Source organism: Photobacterium lucens (assembly GCF_009873615.1).
Taxonomy (GTDB): domain Bacteria; phylum Pseudomonadota; class Gammaproteobacteria; order Enterobacterales; family Vibrionaceae; genus Photobacterium; species Photobacterium lucens.
The window spans coordinates 1-11,222 of sequence record NZ_SSMG01000416.1; the positions used below are offsets into that span (position 1 = coordinate 1).

The window sequence follows — 11,222 nt, forward strand, 5'->3', positions numbered from 1 at the left end:
GAATATGAACATTTTAAGTCGCTAGAAAATATTGACTATTTTTAGCATCGTTATAAATACTGTATTTTTAGCGATAAAATAATGCAATTTGAACAGCAAATAACCTTGGCACAACAAGAGTTAAACCGCTGTGGTATTCAGTCTTCGAGTAGCCACCCTATCAGCTTTCATTTACTTCATTGGGGAGGAATAAAAATGCCACTTCCTCACTACTGCAGTTTTAAAATGAACGTTGCGATATTCACAGCTTGGTATAGCCTTCTTTTTGCAGCAATCTTTTTCATCGCAGAGCTGTTAAGTAATACTTCTATTGCCGTTATCTCAGCAATCATTACTTCACTTTTTGCAGGCATCACAGCAGGTGTATCTATGGCGACATACTATCACTATAGCGCCAAACGTCATGCACTTACGCCTTGGCAGCAGCTCACCTAATTGCTTTATAAAGCCAGTATTCATCACTGGCTTTCCTTTCCCTTCTTTATTACGCCTCCCTGTTTATGCAAAAAACGCATAAACTTGTTGCGATTTATTCATTTGTCTCATTTTATTGATTTCTTTAGTATGCGCGCTCGCAATTTAACGTACGCTGCACACTAACACAGAGAGACCAATGTTTTCGCAATCAACACCTGCACAACTTGTTCGAATGCTTTTGCTTCTAACTATTACTTTGGTTGCTGTTCACCATTGCCAACCACTGTTAGATGCACTAGCGAAACATGCGACCAACGGTGGCTGCCACCAACAAAATGTAATGAGTGATGAAACACCCATGTCTCATCACCACATGCATTAATCATCGACATTTCTATACGATCACGTAAACGAGCATCATTAATGAGTATTTTCCGCTTTCCTCTCCTAGTTTGGTTAGGTATTGGCATTTTAATTTTTAGCCTAGGGATCAGGCAGTCATTCGGTATTTTTATGATGCCGATTTCCGATACATTCGGTACTGGACGTGAGTTTTTTAGCTTTGCGATTGCCTTACAAAACTTGTTATTTGGCTTTTTCCAACCTTTTATTGGTATGGCATCTGATCGCTTTGGCTCAAAGAAAATCATTATTGGCGGTGCTATCGCTTACGGTTTAGGTTTATACCTAACGTCAATTGCTACCCATCCAAGCATGCTTTATCTCAGCATTGGAGCATTGGTAGGCTTAGGCTTAAGTGCAACAAGTTATGTGATAATTCTTGGTGCAATTGCACGTGTTGTACCAGCAGAGCACACAGCGAAAGCTTTTGGTTTAACGACGTCTGCTGGCTCATTTGGTATGTTTGCGGTGATCCCCGGCGCACAAGCATTACTGAATCAATTTAATTGGCAAACAGCAATGCAGATCTTCGCTCTGCTATGTTGTGTCATGATTGCTTTTGCAACTTTCATGAAAACTGCTAAGCAAGACTCAGCAAAAGATGCACCTGTTGTTGATGATAGCCAAACCTTAAAAGAAGCATTAAAAGAGGCGTTCACCAATAAGAGCTATTGGTTAATCCACATGGGTTTCTTTGTGTGTGGTTTCCACGTTATGTTTATTGCTACCCACTTACCAAGCTACCTTGCTGATAAAGGTTTACCTGCGCAAACAGCGGCAATGGCATTGGCTTATGTTGGGATCTTTAATATCTTCGGCTCTTACTTCTGGGGCATTATGGGGGATCGCTTTGATAAGCGATACGTAATGACTGCACTTTACCTCGTTCGTACCCTAGTTATTGGAGCGTTTGTCACTCTACCTGTAACGGTTGATACTGCTGTTATTTTTGGTGGTGCTATTGGTTTTTGCTGGCTAGGTACCGTGCCACTGACATCAGGACTTGTACGTCAAATCTTTGGTGCACGTTACCTATCAACTTTATATGGCTTAGTCTTCTTTAGCCATCAAGTAGGTAGTTTCCTTGGTGCTTGGGTTGGCGGTCGTATTTATGACTACTATCATTCTTACACCCCAATTTGGTGGCTAACGGTTGTGATGGCATTTATTGCTGCGTTAATTCACTTGCCTATTAACGATAAACCAGTCCCACGCTTAACAGCACATCACGCAAGTTAAGCGGTTATTCTAAACATTAAGATATAAAAAAAGCCCTACTCAGTAGGGCTTTTTGTTATCTTGTAACGAGTCATCAACAATGGATCACTTGTTTAGGTATTCACCTTGGCGAAGCGCATCAATACGCTTGTCTAATGGTGGGTGCGTCATAAATAATTCAGATAATGACTTCTTACCATTAATACCGAATGCCATCATTGAACCTTCTAGTTGCGGCTCGTGGCTCACTTTTAGACGCTCAAGAGCTGCGATCATCTTCTCACGACCCACTAGTTTTGCAGAGCCCGCATCAGCATAGAATTCACGATGACGGCTGTACCACATAGTTAGGATGCTTGCTAAGAAGCCAAATAGAATTTCCATGATGGTTGATACAATGAAGTAAGTCATGTAGCTACCGCCACCTTCGCCTTCTTCATCATTATTGTTCACACCACTGATTGCGCCAGCAACTAAGCGAGAAACAAAGATAACGAAAGTATTCACCACACCTTGCATTAGAGTCATGGTTACCATGTCACCATTAGCTACGTGGCTAACTTCGTGTGCTAATACCGCTTCTGCTTCATCACGAGTCATGCTATGAAGTAGACCCGTAGACACTGCAACTAAAGCATCATCACGCTTTGCGCCTGTTGCAAATGCGTTGATATCTGGTGAGTCATAAATCGCAACGGTTGGCATACCGATACCCGCTTGTTGAGCTTGACGAGATACCGTTTCCATCAACCAATGTTCTGTTTCATTACGTGGGTGCTCAATTACCATACCACCAACAGAACGCAGTGCCATTGATTTTGACATCATCAAAGACACAATTGAACCACCAAAACCGAATAGAGCTGCCATTACCAACAAGCCTGATAGGCTACCTGGTTGCATCCCTGTTACAGCATATACAATGTTCAATACAATACTGAACACCAGCATTACTGCTAAGTTTGTTAATAAAAACAAGGCAATACGCTTCATATTTCTAACTTTCTCCACTTAGAAACTATTCAATACCCACTATTCATTAGTAGGATTGAGGCTATCTCTTATATTGATTCTGTTTTCAACAAAATCTGTTACTTAACGCTATCTTCAATGAATACGTTTTTAATTTAAAGAGTTTAATTGTTACTAATTCTTTATATATGTGCAATCAGGTCATTTATCAATACTAATCGGCAACTTCCCTCTTTTGATACAGGGTAGGTTAAGCCTTTCTCCCACATACGACCTTTAGCGTGTATGAGTCTAAAACAATCCAATCGATATAAAAATAATTGCATATTTTTAAAAAATTAAATCATTAAAAATCAATAATATAATATTTTAAGATGAGCAATATACGACTCGTTAGACTTTAGTCTTATTGCCAATAAATGCATTCTCGATTATTGTAAGCATGCTCTTAATAGCATTGCATTTGAACCAGGGAGGATTCATGGCTAATAAAGAAAGTTACCAAGTTGCCATTGATATTTTACGTTGTCACCTTGGCATGTCTTTAGAAGAAGCTCACAAAGAGCTAGGTATCGATCAGCCAGGCACGACGTCAGCAACGGAAACACAAGAACTACTAATTGGTCTGACTCAAGACAATTAATAGTCACAGCGACTCAGTTACACGAAAAAGGCACTCAATGAGTGCCTTTTTCTTATTCTGCTTTCTGACTAACAATATTCTGTTTATAAGCCGATAGCATCTAACTCAATGTAACTAGCAAGATCACGCTTGTTAATACCTGGCATATAAGGGATCTCACCTAATTTCTTACCCGGCAAATTGATCTCTAACATTTTGATAATTTCAGCATAATTTTCAGTACCTGGATTTACACGGTTAGCTACCCAGCCTACAAGCTCTAAACCATCGGCTTTAATTGCTTCAGCAGTCAGCATGGCATGACTTAAACAGCCCAATTTAACACCCACAACTAATATCACAGGCAACTTTTCACGTTTAACCCAGCTTGATAAATAATCAGTATGCGTAACAGGCACACGCCAACCACCAGCCCCTTCCACTAAAACGACATCTGATTTCGCTTTTAGCTTCGCTAAACCTTCAGAAAGCACGTCAAAATCAATACGCTTCCCTTCTCGCTCTGCGGCTAAATGGGGAGAAACTGGCTCTTTAAAGGTATATGGGTTTACTTCTTCATACGTTAATTCAACGGGTGAAGCTTCTTGAAGGAACAAGGCATCTGAATTACGCAGACCATCAGGCGTGTTATCACTTCCCGATGCTACAGGTTTATAACCCGCCATTTTTATATTGCGCTGACTCGCTGCTTGTAAAATAGCACGACTACTGACAGTTTTACCGACTTCGGTATCCGTACCAGTAAGGAAAAAAGCATTAGTCATTAATTAATACTCCAAAACATACTTGATAAGTTGCGGGTAACAGGTTGTTCTCATCGCGATAAACATCGTAGGCTTGCTCTAATGCATTTAGGGTTTGACGCCCAAATAACGCATGCTGTCGTTTTTGTTGCAAATGCGTCGCGCCAATCCCCTTTAAATCTTTCATCAAGCCTACTGCAGATTGATAATGCGTCACGATAGGTAAAAATAGTAATTTATCAATGTGTAACCCCGTTTGCGCCAGCGCAACTTTTATCTCATTTTCTGCTTTAAATTCATTAACATGTTGATAGTGATCAATTTGTGCCCACGCCTTTTTTAACTCATCTAACGAGCCATCAACCAGTGTGGTGAAAAAAATCATCCCACCGGGGCGTACTACACGTTTTAATTCATTTAATGGCACTGATAAATCATCACACCATTGCAATGCAAGGCTACTGAACGCGACATCATAGCTATTATCAACAACGGGTAGGTTTTCAGCATCAGCATGTAAATAGCGACAATCATCACCACAACGTTGCTTTGCCTGCGCTAACATTTCAGCCGACAAATCCGCAGCTGTGACTTTAAAGCCTAATTTGAGCAATTCTGCACTGAAGTACCCTGTGCCACAGCCTACATCGATCACTTCTTTTGGATTATCCACTGCATGAAGATGAGGCAATTTATCTAATAACAAATGCCCAACATGGCGTTGAAATGCAGCTGCTTTATCGTAGTGTTTTGCTGCTTTTCCAAAAGCCGAGGCGACGGCTTGTTTATCCATACTCACCGCGAGTTCTGTTTGAATCGCTGTATTTGATTTATCCATTATATTGCTCATTAATCACCTCATTTAATGATGCAGCAAGCAGCCGAATATCTTGTTCATTATGAGTTGCAGTCAATGTGACTCGAAGGCGCGCAGTATTTTTCGGCACCGTGGGCGGACGAATAGCCCCCACCCATAAGCCTCGCTGTTTTAACTGCTCAGAAATAGCAACCGTACGCTCACTCTCACCAATCACGATAGGTTTGATAGGAGTACTTATTTGCTGCAGCGGAATAGCAGGATCTAATTGTTCACTCAGTAGCTCACTTAAATCATGCAGCTTTTCACGTCGCCACGCTTGTTGTTGAATCAGTTCACAAGCCTTGCTTAATGCATGAGCTTGCGCCGGAGGCATCGCCGTTGAGTAAATAAAATGACGGGCAAATTGAATTAAATATTCAGCGGTATCGTTATTACATAGAATCGCGGCCCCTTGTAAACCAAAGGCTTTGCCAAAAGTGATAACCAAAATATCTGCTTTTATACCGGCAGCAGCGCAGCTACCTTTGCCCTCTTCACCAAGCACACCACAGCCATGAGCATCATCGACCACCAGCCATGCATGATGGTTATCACAGGTTTGGCGCAGTCTCGATAATGGAGAACAATCCCCATCCATGCTGAACACACCTTCAGTGATCACCATCTTGGCTTGGTTAGAATCCAAAGCACTTTTTACAAGTAACTTATCAAGTGCTTCAACATCATTATGAGCAAAGCGCTTCATTAACGCAGGTGATAACATCCCCGCTTCCATTAATGAGGCATGATTTAACTTATCTTGAAAAACCACATCTTGCTTTTGCAATAACGTGAAAAGTAAAGCTTGATTGGCACTAAAGCCACTGCTAAACAACAGTGCCCGATCATAGCCGAGCCATTCAGATAACTGCGCTTCTAACTTGGCATGGGGCGAGTGAAATCCTGTCACTAATGGGGATGCACCACTGCCCGCTCCGTACAAACTTAATCCTTGTTGCCATGCATTAATCAACTCAGGTGATTGCGCCAACCCTAAATAATCGTTACTAGAGAAATTGATTAACGATTGTTGATTAACACTCACCTGCGCTGCTGGTTGTTGATGAGCTAGCTGCTGACGAGATAAACAAGTTCGGCTGCGATATAGCCCCTGTTTATCTCGCTCAATTAATGCCTGACGAAACCGCTGACTAAAGTGAGGCATCGTAGAACATGTCATCTTTTGTCGGACGTGCCGCAACACGCTGTGCCACTTGACCTAATAGTTCTTGCTCTTGAATTTCGTCAGGCTTAGCCGCTTGTTGCTCACTATTAATGCCTAACTTGGCAAATAGCTGCATGTCTTTATTTTCGCCAGGGTTTGGTGTGGTCAGTAACTTACAGCCATAGAAAACAGAGTTAGCGCCCGCCATAAAACACAGTGCTTGCATTTGTTCATTCATGTCTTCACGACCTGCGGATAAACGCACTGCTGATTTCGGCATAATGATCCGCGCAACAGCTACGATACGAATAAAATCAAATGGGTCGACATCTTCTGCGCTTTCAAGTGGTGTGCCTTTCACTTTCACTAACATGTTAATTGGCACACTTTCAGGATGTACTGGTAAGTTGGCAAGCTCTACTAATAAACCAGCGCGATCACGAGAGGACTCGCCCATTCCGATAATACCGCCAGAGCAGATCTTCATGCCTGCATCACGGACGTGAGATAACGTATCAAGGCGATCTTGGTAAGTACGAGTAGTGATGATATTGCCGTAGTATTCAGGCGAGGTATCTAGGTTATGATTGTAATAATCAAGCCCAGCTTCAGCGAGAGTATTGGCTTGATCACCAGTGATCATGCCTAACGTCATACAGGTTTCCAGCCCCATGGCTTTCACCCCTTTCACCATATCAAGCAAATACGGCATATCACGCTCTTTAGGGTTCTTCCATGCAGCTCCCATACAAAAACGTGTTGCACCAGATTGTTTCGCTTTATTCGCAGCGTCTAAAACACGCTCAACTTCTAATAAACGCTCTTTATCAACGTCGGTACGGTAATGGGCACTTTGCGGACAATATTTACAATCTTCAGGACAAGCACCTGTTTTGATCGAAAGTAATGTACTGACTTGAACTTGGTTTGGCTGATGATATTGACGATGTACCTGCTGTGCTTCAAACACCAAATCCATGAATGGTTTATCGAATAAAGCTTGGACTTCCTCTACTGTCCAATTATTACGTACTTCCACAGTGTTGACCTCAGTTATTGTTATTTTCGACTCACAAGGACTTGCTCGATCCTTCGTTTTATCAATGTATTACACAGTTTTAGTTGTTAACGTTTTGTTTCACTTTCTATAAGCAAAGTATTGATAAATGATAACTCTATGAACTATTACTACTTGGCTAGTCTACTAACAGCACGTAGACTGTCAACTACGGATAACAACAGAGGTTTACATCTGTGCAAAAAAGCAACAATATTGATATTGAATTTGATAAGGAACATGTGTGGCACCCTTATACTTCCACCGTGACACCACTGCCTTGCTACCCTGTTATGTCAGCGCAAGGTGTGTATTTAACATTGGAAAATGGCACTAAACTGATTGATGGTATGTCTTCTTGGTGGTCAACCATCCATGGCTACAATCACCCAGTACTAACAGAAGCCGCGAAAGCCCAACTAGATAAAATGTCTCATGTGATGTTTGGTGGTATTACACATCAGCCAGCTGTTGAGCTTTGTCGCAAACTGGTCAACATCACCCCAACACCATTAGAAAAAGTGTTTCTTGCAGATTCTGGCTCAGTTGCAGTAGAAGTTGCGCTCAAAATGGCGTTGCAGTACTGGCATGCGAAAAATGAACCTCGTTCTAAGTTCTTAACCGTTAGCCACGGTTATCATGGTGATACTTTCGCTGCGATGTCGGTTACTGATCCAACCAACTCCATGCACCGTATCTATAAAGGTTTTCTTCCTGAGCACATTTTTGCCAAATCACCGGAGTGTGGTTTTTGGGATGAGTGGGATGAAAACGACATTAATGACTTTGCGGAGAAATTGCTGCTACATCAAAACGATATTGCAGCGGTGATCATCGAACCTATTGTTCAAGGTGCAGGTGGAATGCGCTTATATCACCCAATGTATTTAAAGCGTATTCGCCAATTGTGTGATCAGTATAATATTCTGTTAATTGCCGATGAGATTGCGGTTGGATTTGGTCGTACGGGTAAGCTTTTTGCTTGTGAGCATGCTGAGATAAGCCCTGATATTATGTGTTTAGGTAAGGCGCTTACTGGTGGTTATATGACGCTATCAGCCACCATCACCACCAAACATGTCGCTGATACGGTATGTAGCGGAGAAGCACAATGTTTTATGCATGGCCCAACATTCATGGGAAATCCATTAGCTTGCGCGGTTGCCAATGCCAGTTTAGATATTTTGGCTAAAAACAAATGGCAGCAACAAATTGCAAATATTGAGCAACAATTAGCACATGAGCTTCCACCTATTGCAGAGCTGGAAAAAGTAAAATCGGTGCGTTGGCTTGGCGCTATCGGCGTGGTAGAGCTTCACCAAGCGGTTGATATGGAAACCATTCAAGCAGCATTTGTAAAGCAAGGCGTGTGGATTAGACCTTTTGGCAAGCTGGTTTATATTATGCCGCCATTTATTATTGAGCCTCCCCAATTAACCCAGCTCACAGCGGCAATTAAACATGTTTTAAGCTGAATATCACTGTTTACATAGCAGCTAAAAATATCGCAGAGTTTATCAAAAAGCAGACAATAATCTTATTTATGTCTGCTTATACTGTAAGTCATGATGCCAGTGCTAACAATAAAAATAGAATCAGCACGGTATTAGCTTTACTACGTCAGTTAGGGCTAAGATTATGCAAATACCTCTGTTTCCACTAGATATTTATCTACTACCAGGCGGGGTCAGCAAATTAAGGATCTTTGAACCTCGTTATATCAAACTGGTAAAAATTGCTGCAACAAACAACTATGGATTCGGGTTGTGTATGTCCATTGACAATACCATTTGTCACTTTGGTACACGTGTCATTATCACTGATTTTGATTCATTACCAGATGGCGTATTAAGCATTACTATTCAAGCCAAAGAGCTATTTCTGCTTGACGACCATTGGCGCGATGAAGACGATCTCTATTTTGGCGAAATCTCTACCGTCCCTAATTGGCGAAGTACCGACATTGATTATACCGATGTCGAAATTGCTAATAGTCTTAAGTTACTATTTAAAGAGCACCCCGATCACGCAAGTTATTATCCGTCACCCAATTTCAACGATATGACATGGGTTTGCCAACGGTGGCTAGAAATACTGCCGCTAGAAGTAAATCAAAAGCAGTGGTTTATGAGTCGTAACGACCATACCGCTGCGTTGTCATTTCTTCACACAGTCATTGACGACAATTTACAAAAAAAATGATCGATAACTAAATATCAAACGTATCTCTCTGTAATGTCTAACTTGTCTTACCAATACGCATTGAGATTATGTCTGTTATTACTTACCCTTACTCTCAGTCTAGTCATCATCATAGGTTGGGACATCCCACAATGAATGAGATCAGTATTGAGCAACAAAAGCAACTCCTTGTGAGCGTTGCAACAGAGCGTGATAAAACCGCTTTTGCAACGATCTTCTCTCATTTTGCGCCTAAAATTCGCTCTTATGGGTTGAAACACCTCAAACAAGAAGCGAATGCCATGGAACTTGTGCAAGAGACTATGCTCACCGTTTGGCGTAAAGCTCATCTTTTTCAGCCTGACAAAGGAGCAGTATCAACTTGGGTTTACACTATTATGCGTAACCAATGTTTTGATATTTTACGTAAACGTCAAGCAACAAAAGAAGATAATTACAGTGATGATATTTGGCCTATCTTTGAACAAAAGTTAGTGACAATCGATGATCCTAGTAATGAGCAACTGGGGGATGAGCTAATTACACTTATTGCTACCCTACCGGAAACCCAACAAACCGTGGTGAAAGAGATATATCTAAACCAGCGTTCTCATCAAGATCTTGCCGATCAACTAGGGCTCCCCGTTGGCACAGTAAAATCAAGGTTACGTTTAGGCTTACAGAAGCTACGTTTGCATTTGGAGAAAGACGATGACTACTAATATGCCACTTATTAAGCATCATCCGAGCAAGCAACTATTAGAGCAACATATTCAAGGTCAGTTATCACTCTCACTGTCTATTGCTGTTGCGGCACACATTGAGCTTTGCCCCCATTGTCAGCAGCTGGAAGCCGACTTAACCCCGAAAATTGCCGAGAGGTCTTGGTCGCAATGTCAAAACAATACACATGATTTGAACCTAGATTTAAAAGTGGATGCCTCTTTTGCAGCTATGTTAAGTGATATTGTTGAAAATGATGAAGCTCTGACCTTGCATCAAGCATCCAAACCACAGGTGATTGAGTGCAAAGGGCTAACTTATACTTTACCTCGCGCATTTAATCGATTTAACGAACTCAATTGGCATGGTTTAGGCAAAATTAGTCGAGCGAGATTACCCGTCAATGAAGGCGAAATACGTTCAAGTCTACTGCATATTGACAGTGGTGGTGCGATTCCTGCCCACAAACACAAAGGTTACGAGCTTACCTTATTGCTTGCTGGTGATTTTAGTGATGAAAACGGACACTATGTAGCTGGTGACTTTATTTTACTGGATGAATCCCATCACGATCATAGTCCGAAAACGGCTAATGGATGTTTATGCTATACCGTCTCCAATGCGCCACTGCATTTCACCCAAGGTATGAGCCAGCTATTTAACAGTATCGGTAATATCATTTACTAAACCGAAGTGCCTCTTTTATAAAATGGAGGCATTTTTATTTCTACTCTCCCACATCTGTCTCTATTTTGTTCACATATGCTTTTATTAGGCAGTTTAAAGCATTAAATAACAAAAAAGCTTTTACATTTCTTAATAGTTTAAGAATAATAATAGAT

Annotated in this window: 13 protein-coding genes; 8 read left to right on the top strand and 5 right to left on the bottom strand. The window is 41.3% G+C overall.

Annotated features, from left to right (window positions below; all coding sequences use genetic code 11):
* Positions 1–81 precede the first annotated feature (81 nt).
* The 3 genes from E5A76_RS16985 (at position 82) to E5A76_RS16995 (ending at position 2,058) form a co-directional block, all read left to right on the top strand.
* On the top strand, positions 82–435 hold the full coding sequence (locus E5A76_RS16985) for a DUF6404 family protein (RefSeq protein ID WP_161119652.1): 354 nt from the start codon (positions 82–84) through the stop codon (positions 433–435).
* A gap of 178 nt (positions 436–613) precedes the next feature.
* Positions 614–799: a hypothetical protein gene (locus E5A76_RS16990; protein ID WP_081001674.1), complete on the top strand. Its 186-nt coding sequence runs from the start codon at positions 614–616 to the stop codon at positions 797–799.
* Positions 800–840: 41 nt separating this feature from the next.
* Entirely contained in the window at positions 841–2,058 is a 1,218-nt protein-coding gene (locus E5A76_RS16995) for an MFS transporter (protein ID WP_161119653.1), read from the top strand.
* Positions 2,059–2,142: 84 nt separating this feature from the next.
* On the opposite strand, the gene htpX is transcribed toward E5A76_RS16995, so the two are convergent.
* Positions 2,143–3,030 carry a protease HtpX gene (htpX, locus tag E5A76_RS17000; RefSeq protein WP_053988221.1) on the bottom strand — a complete coding sequence of 296 codons (888 nt, stop codon included), beginning with the start codon at positions 3,028–3,030 and terminating at the stop codon, positions 2,143–2,145.
* 460 nt (positions 3,031–3,490) lie between these two features.
* On the opposite strand from htpX, the gene E5A76_RS20445 reads away from it, so the two are divergent.
* Positions 3,491–3,652 (top strand): hypothetical protein, encoded by a 162-nt coding sequence (locus tag E5A76_RS20445; protein WP_053988222.1) that lies wholly within the window; start codon positions 3,491–3,493, stop codon positions 3,650–3,652.
* Between the two features lie 83 nt (positions 3,653–3,735).
* Here E5A76_RS20445 and bioD read toward each other — a convergent pair whose 3' ends face one another.
* From bioD to bioB, 4 genes are read right to left on the bottom strand one after another with little or no spacing between them, the layout of a single operon-like run.
* The gene (bioD, locus tag E5A76_RS17005) at positions 3,736–4,416 is read right to left on the bottom strand and encodes a dethiobiotin synthase (protein ID WP_053988223.1); all 681 of its coding nucleotides are present in this window, start codon (positions 4,414–4,416) and stop codon (positions 3,736–3,738) included.
* The gene (bioC, locus tag E5A76_RS17010) at positions 4,409–5,233 is read right to left on the bottom strand and encodes a malonyl-ACP O-methyltransferase BioC (RefSeq protein ID WP_161119654.1); all 825 of its coding nucleotides are present in this window, start codon (positions 5,231–5,233) and stop codon (positions 4,409–4,411) included. The genes bioD and bioC overlap by 8 nt, the downstream gene beginning before the upstream one ends.
* Positions 5,226–6,419, bottom strand: a complete 1,194-nt coding sequence (bioF, locus tag E5A76_RS17015) for an 8-amino-7-oxononanoate synthase (RefSeq protein WP_161119658.1) — start codon at positions 6,417–6,419, stop codon at positions 5,226–5,228. Before bioF ends, bioC begins: the two co-directional genes overlap by 8 nt.
* A complete protein-coding gene (bioB, locus tag E5A76_RS17020; protein WP_161119655.1) occupies positions 6,406–7,458 on the bottom strand; it encodes a biotin synthase BioB in 1,053 nt (350 codons plus the stop codon). Before bioB ends, bioF begins: the two co-directional genes overlap by 14 nt.
* A gap of 215 nt (positions 7,459–7,673) precedes the next feature.
* Here bioB and bioA point away from each other — a divergent pair, with 215 nt between their 5' ends.
* The 4 genes from bioA (at position 7,674) to E5A76_RS17040 (ending at position 11,067) form a co-directional block, all read left to right on the top strand.
* On the top strand, positions 7,674–8,951 hold the full coding sequence (bioA, locus tag E5A76_RS17025; protein ID WP_161119656.1) for an adenosylmethionine--8-amino-7-oxononanoate transaminase: 1,278 nt from the start codon (positions 7,674–7,676) through the stop codon (positions 8,949–8,951).
* Positions 8,952–9,114: 163 nt separating this feature from the next.
* Entirely contained in the window at positions 9,115–9,678 is a 564-nt protein-coding gene (locus tag E5A76_RS17030; RefSeq protein ID WP_053988227.1) for an LON peptidase substrate-binding domain-containing protein, read from the top strand.
* A 131-nt stretch (positions 9,679–9,809) separates the two neighbouring features.
* Positions 9,810–10,379, top strand: coding sequence for a sigma-70 family RNA polymerase sigma factor (locus tag E5A76_RS17035; RefSeq protein ID WP_107165121.1), 570 nt, complete (start codon positions 9,810–9,812; stop codon positions 10,377–10,379).
* A complete protein-coding gene (locus tag E5A76_RS17040; RefSeq protein WP_161119657.1) occupies positions 10,369–11,067 on the top strand; it encodes a ChrR family anti-sigma-E factor in 699 nt (232 codons plus the stop codon). The genes E5A76_RS17035 and E5A76_RS17040 overlap by 11 nt, the downstream gene beginning before the upstream one ends.
* Positions 11,068–11,222: the final 155 nt, after the last annotated feature.

Coding starts and splice junctions, on each gene's coding strand:
- bioC (WP_161119654.1), bottom strand. CDS start 5,233: ATGGATAAATCAAATACAGCGATTCAAACAGAACTCGCGGTGAGTATG.
- htpX (WP_053988221.1), bottom strand. CDS start 3,030: ATGAAGCGTATTGCCTTGTTTTTATTAACAAACTTAGCAGTAATGCTG.
- E5A76_RS17040 (WP_161119657.1), top strand. CDS start 10,369: ATGACTACTAATATGCCACTTATTAAGCATCATCCGAGCAAGCAACTA.
- E5A76_RS16990 (WP_081001674.1), top strand. CDS start 614: ATGTTTTCGCAATCAACACCTGCACAACTTGTTCGAATGCTTTTGCTT.
- bioF (WP_161119658.1), bottom strand. CDS start 6,419: ATGCCTCACTTTAGTCAGCGGTTTCGTCAGGCATTAATTGAGCGAGAT.
- E5A76_RS20445 (WP_053988222.1), top strand. CDS start 3,491: ATGGCTAATAAAGAAAGTTACCAAGTTGCCATTGATATTTTACGTTGT.
- bioD (WP_053988223.1), bottom strand. CDS start 4,416: ATGACTAATGCTTTTTTCCTTACTGGTACGGATACCGAAGTCGGTAAA.
- E5A76_RS16995 (WP_161119653.1), top strand. CDS start 841: ATGAGTATTTTCCGCTTTCCTCTCCTAGTTTGGTTAGGTATTGGCATT.
- E5A76_RS17035 (WP_107165121.1), top strand. CDS start 9,810: ATGAATGAGATCAGTATTGAGCAACAAAAGCAACTCCTTGTGAGCGTT.
- E5A76_RS17030 (WP_053988227.1), top strand. CDS start 9,115: ATGCAAATACCTCTGTTTCCACTAGATATTTATCTACTACCAGGCGGG.
- E5A76_RS16985 (WP_161119652.1), top strand. CDS start 82: ATGCAATTTGAACAGCAAATAACCTTGGCACAACAAGAGTTAAACCGC.